This window comes from Anaerolineales bacterium, from assembly GCA_003105035.1.
Taxonomy (GTDB): domain Bacteria; phylum Chloroflexota; class Anaerolineae; order Anaerolineales; family UBA4823; genus FEB-25.
The window spans coordinates 41,865-62,749 of record PQAL01000024.1; the positions used below are offsets into that span (position 1 = coordinate 41,865).

General features: G+C 49.4%; 17 protein-coding genes. 12 read left to right on the forward strand and 5 right to left on the reverse strand.

The features are described 5' to 3' along the window. The first annotated feature begins 33 nt into the window (after positions 1–33). From thrC to pckA, 3 genes are all read left to right on the forward strand, one after another. On the forward strand, positions 34–1,200 hold the full coding sequence (thrC, locus tag C3F13_10180) for a threonine synthase (protein PWB52980.1): 1,167 nt from the start codon (positions 34–36) through the stop codon (positions 1,198–1,200). 160 nt (positions 1,201–1,360) lie between these two features. After that, positions 1,361–2,593: a pyridoxal phosphate-dependent aminotransferase gene (locus C3F13_10185; protein ID PWB52981.1), complete on the forward strand. Its 1,233-nt coding sequence runs from the start codon at positions 1,361–1,363 to the stop codon at positions 2,591–2,593. Next, positions 2,590–4,230, forward strand: coding sequence for a phosphoenolpyruvate carboxykinase (ATP) (gene pckA / locus C3F13_10190; protein ID PWB52982.1), 1,641 nt, complete (start codon positions 2,590–2,592; stop codon positions 4,228–4,230). Before C3F13_10185 ends, pckA begins: the two co-directional genes overlap by 4 nt. Before the next feature lie 54 nt (positions 4,231–4,284). On the opposite strand, the gene hflX is transcribed toward pckA, so the two are convergent. From hflX to C3F13_10205, 3 genes are read right to left on the reverse strand one after another with little or no spacing between them, the layout of a single operon-like run. Then, positions 4,285–5,616: a GTPase HflX gene (hflX, locus tag C3F13_10195; GenBank protein ID PWB52983.1), complete on the reverse strand. Its 1,332-nt coding sequence runs from the start codon at positions 5,614–5,616 to the stop codon at positions 4,285–4,287. A gap of 49 nt (positions 5,617–5,665) precedes the next feature. Beyond that, positions 5,666–6,571: a hypothetical protein gene (locus C3F13_10200; GenBank protein ID PWB52984.1), complete on the reverse strand. Its 906-nt coding sequence runs from the start codon at positions 6,569–6,571 to the stop codon at positions 5,666–5,668. Between the two features lie 5 nt (positions 6,572–6,576). Then, positions 6,577–7,968, reverse strand: coding sequence for a methylenetetrahydrofolate--tRNA-(uracil(54)-C(5))-methyltransferase (FADH(2)-oxidizing) TrmFO (locus tag C3F13_10205; protein PWB52985.1), 1,392 nt, complete (start codon positions 7,966–7,968; stop codon positions 6,577–6,579). Between the two features lie 180 nt (positions 7,969–8,148). Here C3F13_10205 and C3F13_10210 point away from each other — a divergent pair, with 180 nt between their 5' ends. The 7 genes from C3F13_10210 to hypE all read left to right on the forward strand — a co-directional run bounded on the left by C3F13_10210 (position 8,149) and on the right by hypE (position 15,249). Further along, entirely contained in the window at positions 8,149–9,303 is a 1,155-nt protein-coding gene (locus tag C3F13_10210; protein PWB52986.1) for an acetyl-CoA acetyltransferase, read from the forward strand. A gap of 128 nt (positions 9,304–9,431) precedes the next feature. Beyond that, the gene (hypA, locus tag C3F13_10215; protein PWB52987.1) at positions 9,432–9,776 is read left to right on the forward strand and encodes a hydrogenase maturation nickel metallochaperone HypA; all 345 of its coding nucleotides are present in this window, start codon (positions 9,432–9,434) and stop codon (positions 9,774–9,776) included. 24 nt (positions 9,777–9,800) lie between these two features. Further along, on the forward strand, positions 9,801–10,448 hold the full coding sequence (gene hypB, locus C3F13_10220) for a hydrogenase accessory protein HypB (protein ID PWB52988.1): 648 nt from the start codon (positions 9,801–9,803) through the stop codon (positions 10,446–10,448). 32 nt (positions 10,449–10,480) lie between these two features. Continuing rightward, positions 10,481–12,826 carry a carbamoyltransferase HypF gene (hypF, locus tag C3F13_10225; protein ID PWB52989.1) on the forward strand — a complete coding sequence of 782 codons (2,346 nt, stop codon included), beginning with the start codon at positions 10,481–10,483 and terminating at the stop codon, positions 12,824–12,826. Positions 12,827–12,848: 22 nt separating this feature from the next. Beyond that, positions 12,849–13,088: a HypC/HybG/HupF family hydrogenase formation chaperone gene (hypC, locus tag C3F13_10230; protein ID PWB52990.1), complete on the forward strand. Its 240-nt coding sequence runs from the start codon at positions 12,849–12,851 to the stop codon at positions 13,086–13,088. Continuing rightward, positions 13,085–14,173, forward strand: coding sequence for a hydrogenase formation protein HypD (locus C3F13_10235; GenBank protein PWB52991.1), 1,089 nt, complete (start codon positions 13,085–13,087; stop codon positions 14,171–14,173). Before hypC ends, C3F13_10235 begins: the two co-directional genes overlap by 4 nt. Continuing rightward, a complete protein-coding gene (gene hypE / locus C3F13_10240; GenBank protein PWB52992.1) occupies positions 14,170–15,249 on the forward strand; it encodes a hydrogenase expression/formation protein HypE in 1,080 nt (359 codons plus the stop codon). Before C3F13_10235 ends, hypE begins: the two co-directional genes overlap by 4 nt. Positions 15,250–15,277: 28 nt before the next feature. Here hypE and C3F13_10245 read toward each other — a convergent pair whose 3' ends face one another. Together C3F13_10245 and C3F13_10250 are read right to left on the reverse strand one after the other, a co-directional pair. After that, a complete protein-coding gene (locus C3F13_10245) occupies positions 15,278–15,850 on the reverse strand; it encodes a hypothetical protein (GenBank protein ID PWB52993.1) in 573 nt (190 codons plus the stop codon). Between the two features lie 547 nt (positions 15,851–16,397). Next, positions 16,398–18,653 (reverse strand): (p)ppGpp synthetase, encoded by a 2,256-nt coding sequence (locus C3F13_10250; GenBank protein PWB53100.1) that lies wholly within the window; start codon positions 18,651–18,653, stop codon positions 16,398–16,400. 170 nt (positions 18,654–18,823) lie between these two features. On the opposite strand from C3F13_10250, the gene C3F13_10255 reads away from it, so the two are divergent. Beyond that, positions 18,824–19,495: a hypothetical protein gene (locus tag C3F13_10255; GenBank protein PWB52994.1), complete on the forward strand. Its 672-nt coding sequence runs from the start codon at positions 18,824–18,826 to the stop codon at positions 19,493–19,495. A gap of 16 nt (positions 19,496–19,511) precedes the next feature. Further along, the gene (locus C3F13_10260) at positions 19,512–20,885 is read left to right on the forward strand and encodes a glycerate kinase (protein ID PWB52995.1); all 1,374 of its coding nucleotides are present in this window, start codon (positions 19,512–19,514) and stop codon (positions 20,883–20,885) included.

The following is a 20,885-nucleotide window of genomic DNA, read 5'->3' on the forward strand; positions in this document are numbered from 1 at the left end:
ATATAATGGCAGTGAAAATAAAGGCAATGGATTATGGCAAAAACCTCCTATCTCATAGATCTCTCCTGCACAACTTGTGGAAAGCATTTTCCATCAAATCAGCCTCAGACCTATTGCCACGATTGCAACGCGACGCTCCTGGCGAATTATGATTTTACACGCCTGAAGCAAGCTGTAGATCGTGATCAATTCAGGTGCCGACCCAAAGGGATGTGGCGCTGGTATGAATGCTTGCCTGTGAGAAAAGCGCATAGCATCGTTACCCTCGGAGAAGGTGATACACCATTGCTACGCCTCACAAGGTTAGGTCACACGCTTGGTTTACTAAATCTTTATATCAAGGAAGAAGGAATTAACCCAACCGGTTCTTTCAAAGCGCGTGGGGTGGCTTGTGCTGTTTCAAAAGCCCAGGAGCATGGGATAACAAAGCTAGTTATCCCCTCAGCCGGCAATGCTGGCGGTGCCCTGGCGGCTTATGCCGCCCAAGCAGGCATGGACGCACTTATCTATATGCCAAAATCATCCCCAAATTCTAATATCTCCGAAAGCATAATCACTGGAGCCAGGGTTGAGCTGGTTGATGGCCTAATCGATCAGGCAGGAAAGCTGGCTAATTTAAAGACGGAGCAAGATGGATGGTTTAACATGGCAACCTTCAAGGAGCCGTACCGGGTGGAAGGTAAGAAGATCATGGGCTATGAAATCGCCGAAAGCCTGGGATGGAGACTTCCTGACGTGATCATCTATCCCACTGGAGGCGGCACAGGTCTGGTGGGGATGTGGAAAGCCTTCCAAGAGCTGGCATCCCTCAGTTGGTTGGAGGAGAGAAGCATGCCAAGGATGATGGCGGTTCAGGCTGAGGGCTGTGCACCGGTAGTAAAGGCATTCGACTCAGGCGTAACGTTTTGTGAACCCTGGATAGATGCTCAGACGATTGCCACCGGGTTGTGCGTGCCGAAGAGTTTTGCTGACCAGCTCATCCTGAGAGACATCCAAGAAAGCAATGGTATGGCGATCAGTGTGTCCGATGAGGAGATCCGCCAATGGCAGGGACAACTAGCCAGGACGGAAGGATTATTTGCCTGTCCAGAAGGAGCGGCTACGCTGGCAGGATTGGTAAAGCTCATCCATCAGGGTTCGATATCAAAAGACGAGACCGTGGTCATCTTCAACACGGCCAGTGGAATAAAATACAATTAGGGTCGCTATTACCACTCCAGGCAAGATACTCATAATCGTGAAACCCCGATAAATATCACATTGACGCAATAGTTTATTCACGATACACTTTTTAGGAGAGTCATTGCTAACATCTGTTTAAAACCATAGCTCAGAATAATGTCAGGAGAGAAGTCGATTTATGAATATCAGCAGACTTGCGAGAGGAATTGCTGAATCACCCACATTTGCACTGAATGAAGAGGCCAGGATCTTGCGGGAAAGAGGTGAGCCGGTCATCAATATGAGCATCGGCGAGCCGAAGAACAAAACACCGATTACCGCAATCTTGAGCTCAGCAACAAAGCTGAGTGGAGGAGACATAAAATATACTCCGCCAGATGGCACGCCATCCCTGAAAAAAGCCATCATTCGCTATACGGAAGAGAATTATAACAAGGTGGTTGCCCCTGAAAACGTGATCGTTTCAGCGGGAGCCAAGCAATCGCTGTTCAACATCCTGTATAGCATTATCAACCCGCAGGATGAAGTGATCATCCTTGCTCCGCATTGGGTCAGTTACCCAGAGATGGTGAAGATGGTGTATGGCATCCCTGTAATCGTCAGTCCAGAAGATGGGACGTTCCACCCACGCATGGAAGATATAGAGCGTGCGGTGAGCTCGTACACGAAGGCGATCATCGTTAACAGCCCCAATAATCCATCTGGCGAAGTGTTTTCATCAGAATTTATTGGACAGATTGTCGAATTTTGCGAGCGGAAGAAGATTTACCTGATCATGGACGATATTTACCACAAGCTTGTGTTCGATGGTTCAGTCTGGGAGCCAGCATATAAGTTCACCAACCTGGATATCGAGAATACCATGGTCATTGTGGTGAATGGTGTTGCCAAGCTATACGGGATGACCGGCTTCCGCATCGGTTGGACGGTAGCCAATCGAAAATTGGTCGAAGTAATGACCAATGTGCAGGGGCAGATGACTTCTTGCACCTCAGCTTTACTCCAGGCAGCCGCAGAAGGTGCATTAAACGGGATGCAGAGCATTGTCGAAAACCTGCGTTTGACCTTTCAGAATAACAAGCAGGTTGTCGTCCAGGAGTTGAAAGCGTTCAAAGGGATCCACCTCAATCCTCCCAAGGGGACCTTTTATGCCCTCCCAGACTTCCGGGCATACCTTCCCTCCAGCCTGGCCAAGGATTCTGTTGAGCTGTCCAATCTGCTTCTCAAAAGAGCCCTGGTAGTTACCGTTCCTGGCAAGGAATTCGGGATGGAAGGCCACATCCGGTTGAGTTATGCCGGCTCTGTCAAGGATATAAAAGAAGGAATCGAGCGCATCAAATGGGTCTTAGATCCTACCTCGCCAAATGAAATCTACATTGGTGACCGCAAGCTGGTGAGGGACTGGCTATGAACAACATTTTGAATATCAAGACCCCCGCCGAAGGCCAGGCCGAGGCCAACAAAAGCGATTTCGGACTGGATAATATCGCGCTGCTTAACTTGCGGAAAGTATATTGGAACCTGACCACCGAAGCATTATATGAGGAGATCATTTTCAGGGGTGAAGCCCAAATATCCCACATGGGTCCGGTTATCGTCAATACCGGTAAGCACACCGCCCGGGCTGCCAGCGATAAATTTGTGGTGCGCGAGTCGACCACCGAACAAAATGTATGGTGGGGGGAATATAATCGCCCGTATGCCACCCCGAAATTCGATGAGCTGTACAACCGCTTGCAAGGCTTCCTACAGGGACGCGATTTATTCGTCCAGGATTGCTATGGTGGAGCTGATCCAAATTATCGATTACCAGTTCGGATCATCACCGAATCAGCCTGGCACTCGCTCTTTGCCAGGAATATGTTCATCAAGCCAAAGACGAATGAAGAATACCGCCGGCATGTACCAGAATTCACGGTGATCAGCGTTCCCTCCTTCAAGGCTTTCCCGCAGATCGACGGGACACCTTCCAATACGTTCATTGTGATCAACTTTGAACAAAGACTGTGCATCATTGGGAACACAGGGTACGGTGGTGAGATCAAGAAGTCGGTCTTTACTTTATTGAACTACTTATTGCCGATGCAGGGCATCATGACCATGCATTGCTCTGCCAATATCGGCAAAAATGGAGACACCGCTTTATTTTTCGGCCTTTCCGGCACGGGGAAAACCACCCTTTCAGCAGACCCGAACCGAGGTTTGATCGGTGATGATGAGCATGGCTGGAGTGACGAAGGTATCTTCAATTTTGAAGATGGATGTTATGCCAAAGTCATCGGTCTCTCGCCCACTGCTGAGCCTGAGATCTATGCCTGTACACGCCGGTTTGGGACCATCCTTGAAAACGTTGTCTATGATCCAGTCACCCGCTATGTGGATCTTGACGACGATACGCGCACCGAGAATACACGTGCCTCCTACCCACTCGATTTCATTGGTAATGCCATCCCGGAGAAAATGGGTGGGCATCCAAAAAATATCATTTTCCTGACCTGTGACGCCTCGGGCGTGATGCCCCCGATCGCCCGTCTCACCCCTGACCAAGCGCTATACCATTTCATATCAGGATACACAGCCAAGGTGGGAGGAACCGAGATTGGTCTTGGTGAAGAACCAGAGATCACTTTCAGTGCCTGCTTTGGGGCTCCATTCATGGTCCTTCCTCCCGCTTTTTATGCGAATTTATTGAAGCAGAAGATCCTTCGGTACGGGGTCGATTGCTGGTTGGTCAATACGGGTTGGGTCGGTGGACCCTATGGCGTGGGTAAACGGATCAGCATCCGCTACACGCGTGACCTGTTGAACTCGGCCTTGAACGGGGAACTGAAGGATGTTGAGTATTACACTGACCCAGTCTTTGGTTTCCAGGTTCCTAAACATTGCCCAGGCATACCCGATAATGTTTTGTACCCAGCAACTTCATGGCCGAGTGAAGATGCTTACATGAAACGCTACACCAGCCTGGCAGCAAGGTTCATCGATAACTTCAAAAAATTTGCCGACGATTGCCCGCCGGAAGTCGTGAAATCTGGGCCTACGATCTAGAAAACTTAATCTCATCAAACTGACCTGCAGTATTTGGCTGCAGGTCAGTTTATTTTATGTTTGGTTGATTTCTTTCTGGAATGGGTGGAAATAGGATAGCAGTCTTCCAGGGATGTGACCCTGGATTTCCACACCACCCGAGACGTGCTCCAGGCGGTCTACCTGGCCTTGCCCGTGGAACAAGGTGATCAATCCACCCTCGTTGTAAGGGAGGTAAACGTGAATGGGAATAAAATCCTCATAAAGGTACGTATGGGCTTTTTGGAGCAGATCAGGGAGACCTTCACCCGTCAGAGCAGAAATGGCAACGGCACTGGGGAAATCAGCCAGGGATCGCATTGCCTGGTCAGGGTCGGTCAGCTGATCAATCTTATTTAACGCGGTAAGGATGGGGATATGGTCAGCTTCGATCTCCGATAACGTCTGATACACTGCCCGGGCTTGCTCGTGTGCCTGGGGATGGGTGATATCGATGACATGGATCAGCAGGTCAGCTTCAGCAATTTCCTCCAGGGTGGCTCGAAAAGCTGCCACGAGCGTGGTAGGTAGCTTTTGGATGAATCCCACCGTGTCGGTGAACAAGGCCACATGCCCATCAGAGATATTCACCCTGCGGGTAGTTGGATCTAATGTGGCGAATAGCTGGTCGGCTACATATACATCCGAATCGGAAAGGATATTCAGTAGGGTCGATTTGCCGGCGTTGGTGTAACCCACCAAGGCCACCACAGGGGTGAGCGATTTTTTACGACGGTTGCGATAATGCTGCCTATGCACACGCACCTTCTCAAGCTGTTCTTTTAGATGCTTGATGCGGGAGCGTATCTCGCGGCGATCTACTTCCAACTGGGTTTCACCCGGCCCGCGTAAGCCGACACCGCCGACTTTACCTGACCGACCTCCACCACCGCCAGCCTGCCGTGCCAGGTGGGTCCAGGCCCTGGTGAGGCGGGGTAGCCGGTATTCATACTGCGCTAGCTCAACCTGTAGTGCACCTTCATTCGTGTTGGCATGTTGCGCAAAGATATCCAAAATCAAGGCAGTGCGGTCGAGGATACGGAAATGATCCCCAAAAATCTGTTCCAGCTCACGTAGGTGACGTGGAGAAAGCTCATTATCGAAAAGGATTACTTCCGCTTTCACCTCATCAGCCAGCATACGGATCTCATCCACCTTGCCAGAACCAACATAAGTCTTGACATTCGGTTTAACCGGGTATTGGGTGGATTGGCCAACGACCTGTAACCCAGCAGTATCCCCAAGTAATGCCAGCTCAGCTAATGAATCTTCAAGGCTTAATAAGTGCTCTTCACCGCGGATCTCCACCCCGACGAGGAAGGCTTTTTCGCGCGGACGCTTGGTAAGCTCAGGTAGTTTTTTTGCCATTGTGGTCCTGTTATTTCCCTTAAGAAAATCGTTTAGACAGTCTTCATGCTTAATTCGTAGAATTCTTAATTATTGAATATTGCTCAAGCCATTTTTGAACAGTAATGCCAACAATTTCCAGACTCTGGGCAGATACTTTATCCACTGTATCGCTGATGGTATGCCAATAGGGGTAATCCATGTCGATCACATCGATAGCCGGTATGCCAGCCTTGATAAACGGGATATGATCATCGATGATATCGTATTTGTAAATTTGGATGAATTGTGAATAACCTATTTCGTTGGCCAGTGCCCAAAACTCATTGTTCAGCTCTCGGTTCGAGTTGCCTTCCATGTAAATATTCAGGTCTTTATCACCTACCATGTCAAGAACGATGACCTGATCGGGTTTTCCCTCGAGCATAGAAACAAAATACTCTGATCCATTCGCCCAACCTGTGCCCGTGCTCTTGCCGGTATCTTCTGCATCAAAAAACACCAGCCAGATTTGACCATCGATCCTGCGAGGAATCACGCGGGCAAGCTCTAGCAGAATGGCTGTGCTGGATGCGCCATCATTAGCGCCGGGTACAGGCTTATCACAATTTGTTGGATCAGGATCCCGATCAGCAGTCGGTCGTGAATCGTAGTGGCTGCCCAGGATAATCCAGGGCGTGCCCTCACCTCGCTTTGCAATGACATTGGTGATCGCCTGACCAGAAATCTCAGCTTCTTGGGTCTCAACTTGCCAGCCCTCAGTGGACAGCTCACCAACAATCCAATCCACCACCCTGGAATGGGCTTCGCTGTCCAGTGTTCGAGGACCTAAACGTACCTGGTATTTCACATCCTCGAATGCCCTGGTTCCACTAAATTCTTCAAAAGGTTTATTGGTGAACTCGAGGTAACCGATAAAAATAATAATGCCAATTATTATTAGAATAAAAGTAATTAACAAATATCGTTTTAACATTATGGCTATACGCAATCTAGTTTATTTACAACTTCTTGGTGCCTGGCGATGAATTGCTGAATCTGGCGACTAGAGCGCTCTGCAAAGGCAGCTGCGCGTTTCCTTTTTCCCTTGATCTGTTCTTCGAACTCCGGAAGGATCCCAAAATTGGCCTTCATCGGCTGAAAGTCTTTTGCATTGGCATGAGAAATATAGTTGCATAATGCTCCAATGATTGTACCAGACGGCATCTCGATCAATGGCTCCCCAAGAAGATAATTGGCAGCGTTCCAACCGGCCACCAACCCGGTGGCGATATTCCCAATGTACCCCTCTACCCCGGTGATTTGGCCAGCAAAGAAAAGACCATCCCGCTGCCTATATTGTAAGGTCAGATCCAGTAATGCGGGTGAAAAAATAAAGGTATTGCGATGCATCTGACCAAAGCGGGCAAACTCAGCCTGCTCAAGCCCTGGGATCATCCTGATGAGGCGTTCCTGTTCATTATGCTTGAGGTTGGTCTGGAATCCGACCAGATTGTATAAGGTCTTCGCCAGGTTATCCTGCCTCAGTTGCACAACTGCGTAAGCTTTCGCCCCGGTGCGCGGGTCGGTCAACCCGATAGGGCGCATCGGGCCATAGGCAAGCGCCTGCACACCTCGCATGGCAATAATTTCGATCGGTAGACAGCCTTCGAAATAACGATGCACTCCTGCTGTAACACCGAGATTGACATTTGTCTCAAATTCATGCAAATCGATCCTTTCTGCCTTGAGTAATTCATCCACAAACCGGTCGTACTCGTCTTTGGTCATTGGACAATTAAGGTAATCGCCAATTCCCTCTTCTGAACCTTTTCCATAACGCGAAGCCTGGTACGCGATTTCCATGTTTATTGATTCACGGTAAACAATTGGCGCCAGAGCATCGTAGAAAAATATCTGGTCATAGCCGGTCAGCTGCTGGATGGCGCGCGTCAACCCAGGAGAAGTCAGCGGTCCGCTGGCAATTATCACTGGTCCGTCTGGTATCTCGGAAACTTCTTTTTGAACCACCTCAATGTTGGGATGATTTTCTAACTGCTCAGTAACCAGGGCAGAAAACATCTCGCGATCAACGGCCAATGCCCCACCAGCAGGAACTGCACAGGTATCGGCGCACTTAATCAGCAATGAGTTGAGTGTCCTGAGCTCATTTTTCAGTACGCCTGCTGCACGATCTGGAAGGTTGGATCCCAGCGAGTTGGAACATACCAGCTCAGCCAGCTTTCCAGATTGGTGAGCACCAGTAGAAACACTGGGACGCATCTCAAACAAGCGCACTTTAATACCGCGCGAAGCTGCCTGCCAGGCAGCTTCGGACCCGGCTAACCCACCCCCGATGACGGTTAACGCATGGTAATGATCAAGTATATTCATAACGGAGTATTTTACCAAATTCGCATGTATAATCTTATATGTCTTTGTGTTCTATAATGGCTATGCGCAATCTGGATTGTTGCTATTTACCATTATAACGAGCACATTGTAAGCTGATAGCTTCTGACAGCCTGGAACCGGATAATTACATTACTACAAACTGCCCATGAGGTCGATTAAATGCGTGAAATTGCTATCCTTGGGATCGGTCAAACCCCAGTAGATGAACATTGGGATAAGTCATTAAGAGAATTAGCGGGCGAAGCGATCATCGCCGCCTTAGCGGATGCGAACCGCGATTCAGCTGAATCACTCTTCATCGGGAATATGCTCTCCGGTATCCTCAGCAAGCAGGAAAATCTGGGCGGGCTGATCTCCGATTGGATTGGTTTTCCAGGGGTGGAGGCTGAAAAGGTGGAAGCAGCTTGTGGATCTGGAGCAGCAGCCTTTCGTGCGGGGTTGATGGCAGTTGGCTCGGAAGAAGTGGACAGTGCCCTGGTGGTTGGCGTCGAAAAAATGACTGAAAGCCTTCCCATCGAAACCACGGAAGCCCTGGCAACCGCGGCAGATGCAGATTATGAATCAGCCCAAGGATTATCGTTTGTGGCGATCAATGCCCTGGTGATGCAACGCTACCTGCATACTTACGGCTGGAAACACACCGATTTTGCCCCATTTTCAATTAATGCTCATGCCAATGCATTTAGCAATCCATTCGCCCGGTTACACGAGAAGATCACCGAGAAGGATTACATTAATGCCAGGATGATAGCAGAACCGATCAACCTGTTGGACGCATCCCCTACTGGTGATGGCGCTGCCGCGCTGCTTCTTGTTCCTGCAGATAGCATTTCACTGGATGACAGGCGCTTGGTGAAGATCGTCGGGTCAGCATCAGCCACAGATACGATTGCGATCCATAGCCGGAAGGATCCGCTCTGGTTATCAGCCGCAGAAAAATCAGCCCAAAAAGCGTATGACCAGGCGGGCGTTCGACCACAGGATATCGATTTCTTTGAGCTGCATGATGCTTTTTCGATCATGTCGGTGCTATCACTGGAGGCTTGTGGCTTCGTTGAGCGTGGTAAAGGCCCGGAGCTTGGCCTCCACGGTGAAATCACCATCGATGGAAAGCTCCCCATCACTACCCGAGGTGGATTAAAGGCACGAGGTCATCCAGTTGGTGCCACCGGAGTGTACCAAATCGTAGAAGCGGTACAGCAACTGCGGGGTGAAGCCGATCCTACCCAGGTTAATAATGCAAAAATTGGCATGACGCAAAATATTGGCGGAAGCGGGGCAACTATCATCACACATATCTTAAAAAAAGGATAATTTAACTCGATTCCGAAGAAAAGACCAGCTAATTGGTCTTTTTTAGCTTAATTCGAGAATAATGATATGATTGGTGGATGACGAAACACACTACAGGTGCTCCTATTGTCGTGGTATTCTAAAATGCTATGCATGAATTATCGGTTACTGAGAGCATCCTGGAAATCTCGTTACGCCACGCTGGTCAGGCTAATGCAAAACGCGTTACCAACCTTTACCTGGTCATTGGTCAATTGGCCAGTATCGTGGATGATTCAGTCCAGTTTTATTGGGACATCATTTCCAAAGACACGATAGCTCAGGGAGCTACCTTACATTTCAAGAGATTACCGGCAAAGCTAATTTGCCTGGATTGCAGTCAACAATTCAATCTCGGTAGTGATGGTTTCAGCTGCCCAAATTGCATGAATGACCATGTGAAGATACTTTCAGGTGACGAATTCTACATGGAAGCTATCGATGTTGAGACCTGATTACTCTAATTTGGTTGGAAGATGATGACGAAAAATATTCTGGTAGTTGAAAAAATCCTGAGTGCAAATGACCGTATCGCAGCTCAAAACCGAGCGATTTTTGATGAGGCAGGGATAAAGGCATTCAATTTCATGGCGTCACCTGGGGCGGGTAAGACTTCATTAATTGAGCAAACCGTGAAACGGTTGATCCCTCGGATGAACCTGGCGGTAATCGATGGCGATATCGCCACCAACCTGGATGCCGACCGTGCCCAGGCGGCGGGAGCTTTGGCAGTACAGATCAACACTGGCGGAGAATGCCACCTGGACGCAGTCATGTTGAATTCTGCTTTGAAGCAAATGAACCTGAAAGGTATTGACCTGGTCATAGTTGAAAATGTCGGTAACCTGGTGTGCCCAGCAAGCTTTCAGCTCGGCACACACAAGAGCGTATTAATTGCCTCCATCCCTGAAGGAGATGACAAGCCTTATAAATACCCAGGGATGTACCGTGGGGTGGATGCCCTGGTGATTAATAAAATTGACTTACTACCGTATGTACCGTTCGACATGGCCTTCTTCAGCAAGGGTGTTGAGATCTTAAACCCTGGCCTGGTTTCATTCTCCCTCTCCTGCAAGACTGGTGAAGGACTGGATCGATGGCTTGATTGGCTGGTGAGCAACTCCTGAATAATGCCAAGTGCTGTGAGAATAATCTTCGAATGATCGGAACACACATCCACATCACTGGTATCGTGCAGGGAGTGGGTTTCCGCCCCTTTGTCTACAACCAGGCTACCCAAAAAGGCCTGACTGGCTGGGTGTGTAATACATCTGCAGGGGTAGACATTGAGGTATACGGCGAGGCAGGGGATGTCAGCTCATTCATCAGCGCTTTTCACTCAGATGCGCCACCCCTTGCTCAAATCGATAGCCTCGAAGTGCAGGAGATCCCTTTAAAGTACTTTAAATCATTTGAGATCATCCAGTCAATGCCAATGAGCAAGGCTTTTCAACCCATTTCTCCAGACATCGCCATCTGCGACGATTGTTTAAAAGAGGTATTCGACCCAACTGACCGACGCTACCGCTACCCGTTTATCAACTGCACCAACTGCGGGCCTAGGTTGACCATCATCGAGGATATTCCATACGACCGGCCGAAAACGACCATGCGAGATTTCAAGATGTGCCCCGAGTGCCAGGCAGAATATTCCGATCCGACCAATCGAAGATTCCACGCCCAACCCATCGCCTGCCCGGAATGCGGCCCAAATGTGTGGTTCGAGTATCCCAGGCAGGAAAAAGCTGTAAAAAAGCAGCTCATTTCTGGTGAAGATGCCATCCGAACGACCCAAAAGCTGCTGCTCCAGGGCAAGATTGTTGCGATTAAAGGCATGGGGGGGTTTCACCTGGCATGTGATGCCACCAATACAAAAGCTGTGGCTGAGTTACGCCGCCGAAAGCTGCGTGTAGATAAGCCGTTTGCAATCATGATGCCTGATACAGCCAGTATTGAAGCGAACTGCCTGGTCAACGAAGCTGACCGACAGCTGCTTGAATCACGCGAGCGCCCGATCGTACTCCTTACCCGCAAGGGATCGTCAGAAATAACTCCTGAGGTAGCGCCTCGTCAAAATACGCTGGGGGCCATGCTCCCCTATACGCCCTTGCATTACCTGTTATTCGCACCTCTGAATGGCTACAAATCTGGTGTAAGTGCTCACAAAAATCGCAAAATACCACCACTCGTCATGACCAGCGGTAACATCAGCGAGGAACCAATTGCTATTGACAATGATGCAGCTCTCGAGCAGCTTGCGAGCCTGGCGGATGGGTTCTTGATGCACAATCGTCCGATCCGTACACGCTGCGACGATTCAGTGGTGCGTACGTATCTGAATGACATTTATCCGATCCGCAGGTCGCGCGGATATGCCCCATTCCCGGTTTATCTGGAGACCAAATCACCCCAGATCCTTGCGACGGGTGGCGAGTTAAAAAATACATTTTGTATCGTGCGTGACCGCTATGCTTTTCTTAGCCACCATATCGGTGACATGGAAAATGTGGAAACCTACCAATCCTTTCACGATGGAATCACGCATTATGAAGCCCTTTTCCGGGTAAAACCTGAGGCACTTGCCTACGACCTGCATCCTAACTACCTGGCAACCCGCTACGCGTTGGAGCGCGCTGCGCGTGAAAAACTGCCGGCATTTGGCATTCAGCATCATCATGCGCATATCACCTCCTGCATGGCTGAACATGCTCTACCTGCAGGTCAACCGGTAATTGGTATCGCATTTGATGGCACTGGCTATGGATTGGACGGGACAATTTGGGGTGGAGAGTTTCTGCTCGCAGATTATCACGATTTTACACGGTTTGCCCATTTAAAATATGTGCCTTTGCCCGGTGGAGATACAGCCATTCGTAAACCTGCCCGGATTGCCCTGGCATATTTATGGTCTACTGGAATGGAATGGGACAGCGAGTTAGCACCTGTCCGCGCGCTGTGTGCTGAAGAATTGTCCATATTGAAATCTCAGCTGAAACTAAAAATCAACACCCCTCTTACCTCCAGCATGGGGCGCTTTTTTGACGCAGTTGCGGCCTTATGCGGTATCCGCCAGTTGGTCAACTACGAAGCTCAGGCAGCGATCGAGTTTGAAGCCCTGGCTGACCTTGCTGAGACTGGCGTGTATGATTTCATTGTTAAGGACAAGGATGATGACGGCAGCTTGCAAATCGATTCACTGCCACTCATCGAACAGGTGCTGATCGATGTGCAACGAGGCACACCTGTCTCAAAAATCTCAGCCTGCTTCCACAATAGCATCGCCAGGCTGGTTTTAGAGCTTTGTGAGCGGATCAGGCGAGAGCATGGAGTTGATCAAGTCGTACTCAGTGGTGGTGTATGGCAGAATCAGACATTATTGCAGAAAACGCATGACTTGCTGATTACGAAGGAATATCAGGTGTACGTTCACCGTAAGGTGCCAACTAATGATGGAGGATTGTCGCTCGGCCAGGCTGTTGTGGCAATCCATAGGATGATGAGATGAGCGGCAACGTTTTGGAGGTATTATGTGCTTAGCGGTTCCAGGAAAAATCGTTGAGATTTACGAGACCAATGGTTTATTAATGGGCAAGATAGACTTCGGAGGCGTAACACGAGAGGTATGTCTCAGTTATGTGCCTGAAGCAAAGGTCGGTGATTATACGATTATCCACGTGGGTTTCGCCCTCAACCTGATCGACGAACAGGAAGCCATGGAAACCTTAGCCCTTCTAGATGAGATATCCAAGCAGGATATTGAAGAATGAAGTACCTCTCTGAATACCGTGACGCCCAGCTGGTGAGGGCTGTGATGGACGAAATTTCTCGGACCATTCATCAGCCCTGGGTGATCATGGAAATTTGTGGGGGTCAGACACATTCGATCATGAAGTACGGTCTCGAACAGCTGCTACCTGCAGATGTAGAACTAGTGCATGGGCCGGGCTGCCCGGTATGCGTGACTTCGCTGGAGATGATCGATAAAGCACTCGCCATTGCATCCCTACCCAATGTCATTTTTACATCTTATGGTGATATGCTGCGGGTGCCAGGCTCAAGCGGTGACTTGTTCTCGGTCAGGGCCACCGGAGGTGATGTGCGGGTAGTTTACTCCTCCCTGGATGCAATAAAAATCGCCCAGGAGAATCCTGATAAGCAGGTTGTATTCTTTGCCATTGGGTTTGAAACCACGGCCCCGGCAAACGCCATGAGCGTAATTCAAGCACATAACCTTGGCTTGGAAAATTTTAGCTTATTGGTATCACATGTCAGGGTACCACCAGCCATGCACGCCATTTTAGGTTCACCGAGTAGCCGTGTGCAGGGCTTTCTGGCTGCAGGTCATGTGTGCAGCGTGATGGGATTTTGGGAATACCCTTCCATCGCGGAAAAATACAATGTTCCGATCACGATAACTGGCTTTGAACCCCTGGATATTGCCCAGGGGATACTTCTTACTATTAGGCAGCTGGAAAATGGCAGCCACGCTGTTGAAAATGCTTACGCGCGGGTGGTGACCTTTGATGGAAACCGACCGGCACAAAAAACCATCCGTCAGGTCTTTGAAGATTGTGCTCAAGCATGGCGCGGGATTGGAATGATCCCGTTAAGCGGCTGGCGCCTAAAAGATGAATTCAGCAATTACGATGCAACCAACCGCTTCCAGGTCCAATCGATAAAACCGTCCGAGTCACAGCTATGCATTGCCGGGCAGATACTCCAGGGGCTTAAAAAACCAGTGAATTGCCCGGCATATGCCACTCAATGTACACCAGAACATCCGCTAGGTGCCACGATGGTGTCATCAGAAGGCGCCTGCGCTGCTTACTATCGATATGGAAGGTCACAATGACGGATCCCTTACCAACCATTGAAGGATTGGTCTGCCCTGTTCCCCTGCCTCATAACGAAAGGATCGTACTCGGCCATGGAAGTGGTGGCCGCATGTCGTTTGATCTGATCACCAAGATTTTCACCTCGTCCTTTGATAATCCCATCCTAAAGCAAGGGGATGACGGAGGCGTTCTGAGCATTTCGACTGGAGATCAGGCAGCCAGCCAAAGGGTTGCCATAAGCACTGATTCGCACGTGGTAACACCACTATTCTTTCCGGGCGGAGATATTGGTAAGCTGGCAGTGTGCGGAACGGTCAATGATGTAGCCATGATGGGTGGTAACCCGCTCTACCTGACGACTGGATTCATCCTGGAAGAGGGTTTGGACCTGGAAATCTTACGTAAGGTGATTGAGTCGATGAGATCCTCCGCCGTAGAAGCAAAAGTCCAGGTTATCGCCGGAGACACCAAAGTAGTCCAGAAAGGGAAAGCAGACGGATTGTATATCAACACTACTGGGCTGGGGCTAATCCCAGATGGGGTCAATATCAGCGGTCACAATGCCAGGCCAGGGGATGTGGTTATCCTATCTGGGACGATTGGTGATCATGGAATTGCCGTACTGGCAGCCCGAGGCGAGCTGGACTTCGAAGCACAGCTTGAGAGCGACGTGGCACCCCTGAACAACCTGGTGAGAGCCATGCTGGATGTTAGCAAAGCGATTCACGTCTTGCGTGATCCCACACGTGGAGGCCTGGCGACCAGCCTAAATGAGATTGCACTTCAATCGGGTGTGGGAATAAATATTTATGAAAATGCCATTCCGGTAAAACCCGCTGTTGCAGCAGCGTGCGAGATGTTAGGCTTTGATCCATTATATGTCGCCAATGAAGGTAAATTAATCGCTATTGTGGCGAACGAAGTCGCTGAGCAAATCCTATCCACGCTTAAGGTACATCCACTTGGTCAGGAAGCAGCTATCATCGGTAAGATCACAGAGCATGCAGGGGATCATGTAACATTAAAAACCACCTTCGGCACCACCCGCATGGTTGACATGCTTTCAGGCGAGATGCTGCCCAGGATCTGTTGATCAGAACTATTATGTTAATTATCGATCTTTAGGGGATAAGTTTATCGGCGACAATCCATGCTGTAGTCTTGTAATGATGGATGGTAACTTTAGCGTCCGGATATGACAATTCAACACCGATCGCCTGGGGAGAGAGAAAATGGCTGCGCATCAAAGCCAGCTTCTCCATGATAGCCAAAATTTTTACTGGCACGGTGCAGAAGTCTGGCTCTTCGATTACCAGTCGACCTCCAGGTTTCAATAGGCGCCACAGCTCCACAAGTGTATGATGTTGATCTGACACATGGTGTAAAGCATCCACCATGATGATCCGCTCAAATGACCCGGCTTTGAATGGCAACTGCTCGGTCTCCGTGCAGACTGCCATCAAAGATCCCTTACCATGTGCCTGGTAGAGCATACCCATCGATGAGTCAGCAACTACGATGCCTGCAGCCAAGCCATGGAGCGGGAAAGATTTTCGTCCAGTGCCGCCTGCTGCATCGAGCAAGTACCCTGATGTCGGTAGCTTAAGCAGCGTGATAAACCCCGACGCATCGGTTGGTTTGATAAACCGGTCGTAATAAGGTGCAACCCAATCAAAGTGATTAAATGATCTCATGCGTGGCTATAATGCAAAAGAGCCTCCAAAGCGAGGAGGCTCTTAGTATTCTTCAAGGGTGGAAGCAATTAGAACTCATCTTCATCGATGTATAAATCGTCATCTTCCTCATCAACATCCACATCTTCCCAATCATCCAATTCTTCGGCTTCTTCTTCCTCTTCATCCCATTCGTCTTCTGTCTCGATATCATTGGCACGAGAGTAAGTCATACATCCCATGTCAGGGTCGATCTCAACAGCAGCTGCGCCACAGTATCCATCATCCAGGAAAACGCAATCAACATAATGGCATCGTATTCGGGGCATGGATTCCTCCTAAATAAAATAATCGCTTACCGTCAAGCAATAACGCGCTACCTGGACAATCCCTTTTCCAGACGGCAGTGATTTTACCTCAGATAATGCAAACCGCAAAGTCTCAGTCAAGGCAAAATATCGCCTATTTTCCTCAGAAATACGAGGCGACATTATATCACCACATTTGCAAATTGATTGCCAATCTGCGTGCTAACGTTACCGATTTCAATCCCCCTGACCTGCAACACTCAGCCTGGCCGAACCCGGTGGGCTTCCATGACATTGGGTAAAGCCTCAATCCGGGTCAATACCCGGGTCAGCTGGTCGATATCCTTTACTTCCAAAACAAGATCCAGGATTGCCAAACTAAGCTTTGAGTCATGATTGACGCCAGCCTGCACCAAGCCCATATTGATGCCCTCATTGGCGACCAGGTTTGACACGTCGCGAGCAAGACCGTCGCGATCATAAGCTTTTACCCTCACCGATACCGGGTAGGTCCGCTTAGGTTCTCCCCATGCCACCCTGACAAGGCGCTCCTTTTCCCTCAAACGCAGGATATTCGGGCAGTCTCTGCGGTGGATGGTAGCTCCCCGCCCACGTGTCACATAGCCGATGATGTCATCCCCAGGTACCGGATTGCAACAACGCGCCATTGTCGTCAGCAGTCCCTTCAGACCCACCACGGTGATGGTATCGTGACTCTCGCCGGCAGTCTCCGGAATCTGGCGCGTACCAAATTTTAAGCCTTCTTCATCCTGTTCATTTTGCATCAATTGATTGGCTATGCGTATTAATGGGACGTCACCACAGCCAATTGCTACATAAAGATCTTCAACTGTCCGATATTCGAACTGCCGGGCGAGCTGCTCAATGTTGATATCCCCCAAACCAAGCCGCCGTAGCTCCCGTTCGAGCAGGTCTCTACCCTGATTGATATTTTGCTCTCGCGCTTGCTTCTTGAACCAGTAGCGAATCTTCGCCCGGGCTCGCTGGGTCTTCACCAAACCGAGGTTCGGGTTGAGCCAGTCCCGGCTCGGGCCACCGCGTTTGGCGGTCAGCACTTCCACTTGCTCACCCGTACGCAGTACATAATCCAACGAGACCAGCTTCCCGTTTACTTTTGCACCCCGGCAACGGTGCCCAATATCAGTATGGACATGGTAAGCAAAGTCAATCGCGGTTGAGCCAGCTGGCAGGTCATATATATCACCCTTCGGAGTGAAGACGTATACACGATCCTGGAAGACATCCGATTTGAGGCTGTCAACAAACTCACCGGCATCTTCGACGTCTTGCCGCCATTCCATCAACGAGCGAAACCACAGGATTTTCTTCTCAAATGCTTCATCGCGGGGCGCGCCCTCTTTATATCGCCAATGAGCAGCAATACCCAGCTCAGCATTCTGATGCATCTCGGGTGTTCGAATCTGAATTTCCAGGGTCTTTCCATCGTCATACAACACGGCAGTATGCAGCGACTGATAGAAGTTATCCTTGGGCACAGCAATATAGTCATCAAACTGACCTGGGATGGGTCTCCAATGGGTGTGGATCACACCTAACGTGCTGTAGGCAGAAGGGATATCCTGTACGATGATACGAACCCCGCGAATATCATGGACCTGATCAAATTGAACGCCTTTACGCACCATCTTTCGATAAATCGAATAGATATGCTTTGGCCGCCCTGAAATCTCTGGTTTTATTCCGTGTTGGGTAATGATTTCGGTGAGATGGTCGATGATATCATTCATCTCCTTTTCACGATCCATGCGGCGTTCGGCGATATTCGTGGCGATTTCCTTGTATTTTTCTGGGTTCACATAGCGGAAAGCTAAATCCTCCAATTCCCACTTCATCTGCCAGATACCCAGACGGTTAGCCAGGGGGGCAAAGATATCCAGAGTTTCCTGTGCGATTCGTTGACGTTTAGCCAACGGCATATGGCCAAGTGTGCGCATATTGTGCAGCCGGTCGGCAAGTTTGATCAACACTACGCGCACGTCCTCGCCCATGGCCAGGAAGGTTTTACGTAGGGTTTCAGAAACAAGGTCATACTTGCGGCTTTTAGCCCGCATTTCAGCATAGTCTTCCGGGTTTGGCTCACCTCGCCTGTCAGCAACTTGCCGTAATTCTTCATCCTGAAGATCTTCTTCAAGATGCTGATCCCCTCTGGATACGCGGGGTAGCTGGGTTAATTTTGTTACCCCATCTACCAGCTTGGCGACATCATCGCCAAAGTCTCTTTTGATATCGGTAAGCTTCACCGGGGTATCTTCAACAGTGTCGTGCAACAAACCCGCAACAATCACCTCTACCGGCACTCTAATCTCAGCCAGGATTGAGGCCACAGCCACACAGTGATTTACATAAGGCTCACCGGAAGCGCGGTTCTGTCCGCGGTGTGCATTCTCAGCCATCTTATAGGCGCGTAATATCAGATCACGGTCAGCGATCGTATAAATCTCAGGAAGAGAATCCATCAACTGTTCAATCTGCATAGGTTCGAACCTATCGGGCATAGTATACTCACGCCGCTATGCGGACACAAGGGGTGATATTCATGCTGTATTCCATGTAAAAGTAACATTAATCAATAAGGATAGCAGATGTGAATTTTTAATAATAGTAAAATTAACATCATAAGATTGGTACAGAAAGAGAGGCATCCATGTGCGGAAGGTTTACACTTACAATTGACCCCACTCAACTGCAGGAAGCTTTTCCATGGGCTGAAATCCCTGACGATATCTTCCCCAGGTATAATATCGCCCCCTCCCAATCAGTGGCAGTCATACCCAATACTGGTGATCCGCGCGTAGCGATGTATAAGTGGGGGTTGATCCCTTCTTGGTCGAAAGATCCAGCCATCGGTGATCGCATGATCAATGCTCGTGCAGAATCACTGGCTGAAAAACCTTCCTTCAGGAACGCATACCGCCGCCGGCGATGCTTGATCCTGGCCGATGGGTTTTACGAGTGGAAACAAGATCCTACTCGAAAAAGCAAAACACCGATGTATATCCGCTTGAAAAATGGCCAACCATTCGCCTTTGCCGGTTTATGGGAGATCTGGAAATCTCCAGGTGGGGATGAAGTGCGCACTTGCACCATCATTACCACCCAACCAAATTCGCTGCTCGAACCCATCCATAATCGCATGCCGGTTATCCTGCCCACGGATGCCTATCAGGAATGGCTCACGGGAGAAGATCGCCAGCCCGCCCAGTTAAATGGCCTCCTGATAGCTTATCCCGCGTCTGAAATGCTGGCTTATCCAGTTTCACGCATGGTCAACAGCCCACAAACCGATGCACCAGAATTGATCCAGCCGATTGATTAGTTCTGGACCTATAGAAATGATCTTCAAGCCAGAGCAATTTTCTACCAGCAGTTTGCGTAGCTCGCCCCTTGGAACCAAAATCTGCCAGGTTCTTGCAGCAACACTCAACCAGGCCGATGCCGGGATGTGCCTGCGCAGTCATCTCCAGGTTGAGTCTGATAATTTGCTGATTGACACCTCGCGTACAGAATTGGCAATATTTAATAATGTCTATCTTGTCGGCGTGGGTAAGGCTGCGCTGCCGATGACAAGCACCATGATAGACTTGATCGGTAAGAGGATCACATCGGGAGTGGTCCTCACCAAAAACGGATACACAGGCTGTATGGATTTGGTCGATGACAGGATCGAGATTTTTGAAGCAGGCCATCCAATCCCTGACCAGCGGAACATTAAAGCTTCAACAAAATTATTAACTAAAATGAGTCATCTCAATACCGACGATCTCGTGATCTGCCTGATTTCGGGAGGTGGATCGGCTCTATTGACCAAACCAGCGCACGGGATCACTTTGGCAGACCTGCAACAAACAAACAACGTATTACTACGCTGTGGTGCTTCAATAGATGATATTAATACGGTGCGCAAGCACCTGGATGAGCTCAAAGGTGGCGGTCTTGCCCGGGTTCTGTACCCAGCTCAAATTATCACATTGATCTTGTCCGATGTACCTGGTGACCGATTGCATAGCATCGCATCAGGCCCAACCGTGCCAGACCCAACCACATTCGCGGATGCGTATAAAGTGCTCACGAAATTTGGCATCTTGGACCAGGTTCCAGATTGCGTGTTGAATCACCTTAACGAGGGCCTATCCAGGGAAATCCCTGAGACGCTGAAACCCGGCAGTTACTACTTTGAGCACACCACTAATCATCTGGTAGGGAGTAACTCACAGCTGGTTACAGCAGCAGCCCAGGTAGCAAATAGCACTGGCTTTACTACTGAATTACTCCCAGTCATGTTGCATGGAGAAGCCTCCCTGGCAGGCCAGGAACTTGTTGATTATGCGAAATCATTCGGAAAACACACGAAACTCACTCAACCATTATGCCTGATCGCAGGCGGTGAGACGACCGTAACGGTTAATGGATTGGGTAAGGGTGGGCGTAACCAGGAACTTGTCCTTGGCGCAGTCAAAAGCTTAGCATCGGCAGAAAATCTGATCCTGATCAGCCAGGCCACCGACGGTGGGGATGGTCCAACGGACGCAGCCGGTGCAGTCGCCACGCAGCAGACATACCAGCGGGGTTTACAAAAAGCTCTCGATCCGCAATATTACCTGACCAGAAATGACTCATACTCCTATTTTGACTCATTAGATGACCTGATCAAAATAGGCCCGACTTTGACAAACTTGAATGACCTGGTTTTCGTTTTTTCCAGCTAA

What these genes read in the sequence shown, in the direction of transcription:
- thrC (PWB52980.1), top strand. Translation starts at nt 34, where the DNA reads ATGGCAAAAACCTCCTATCTCATAGATCTCTCCTGCACAACTTGTGGA.
- C3F13_10185 (PWB52981.1), top strand. Translation starts at nt 1,361, where the DNA reads ATGAATATCAGCAGACTTGCGAGAGGAATTGCTGAATCACCCACATTT.
- pckA (PWB52982.1), top strand. Translation starts at nt 2,590, where the DNA reads ATGAACAACATTTTGAATATCAAGACCCCCGCCGAAGGCCAGGCCGAG.
- hflX (PWB52983.1), bottom strand. Translation starts at nt 5,616, where the DNA reads ATGGCAAAAAAACTACCTGAGCTTACCAAGCGTCCGCGCGAAAAAGCC.
- C3F13_10200 (PWB52984.1), bottom strand. Translation starts at nt 6,571, where the DNA reads ATGTTAAAACGATATTTGTTAATTACTTTTATTCTAATAATAATTGGC.
- C3F13_10205 (PWB52985.1), bottom strand. Translation starts at nt 7,968, where the DNA reads ATGAATATACTTGATCATTACCATGCGTTAACCGTCATCGGGGGTGGG.
- C3F13_10210 (PWB52986.1), top strand. Translation starts at nt 8,149, where the DNA reads ATGCGTGAAATTGCTATCCTTGGGATCGGTCAAACCCCAGTAGATGAA.
- hypA (PWB52987.1), top strand. Translation starts at nt 9,432, where the DNA reads ATGCATGAATTATCGGTTACTGAGAGCATCCTGGAAATCTCGTTACGC.
- hypB (PWB52988.1), top strand. Translation starts at nt 9,801, where the DNA reads ATGACGAAAAATATTCTGGTAGTTGAAAAAATCCTGAGTGCAAATGAC.
- hypF (PWB52989.1), top strand. Translation starts at nt 10,481, where the DNA reads ATGATCGGAACACACATCCACATCACTGGTATCGTGCAGGGAGTGGGT.
- hypC (PWB52990.1), top strand. Translation starts at nt 12,849, where the DNA reads ATGTGCTTAGCGGTTCCAGGAAAAATCGTTGAGATTTACGAGACCAAT.
- C3F13_10235 (PWB52991.1), top strand. Translation starts at nt 13,085, where the DNA reads ATGAAGTACCTCTCTGAATACCGTGACGCCCAGCTGGTGAGGGCTGTG.
- hypE (PWB52992.1), top strand. Translation starts at nt 14,170, where the DNA reads ATGACGGATCCCTTACCAACCATTGAAGGATTGGTCTGCCCTGTTCCC.
- C3F13_10245 (PWB52993.1), bottom strand. Translation starts at nt 15,850, where the DNA reads ATGAGATCATTTAATCACTTTGATTGGGTTGCACCTTATTACGACCGG.
- C3F13_10250 (PWB53100.1), bottom strand. Translation starts at nt 18,653, where the DNA reads ATGCAGATTGAACAGTTGATGGATTCTCTTCCTGAGATTTATACGATC.
- C3F13_10255 (PWB52994.1), top strand. Translation starts at nt 18,824, where the DNA reads ATGTGCGGAAGGTTTACACTTACAATTGACCCCACTCAACTGCAGGAA.
- C3F13_10260 (PWB52995.1), top strand. Translation starts at nt 19,512, where the DNA reads ATGATCTTCAAGCCAGAGCAATTTTCTACCAGCAGTTTGCGTAGCTCG.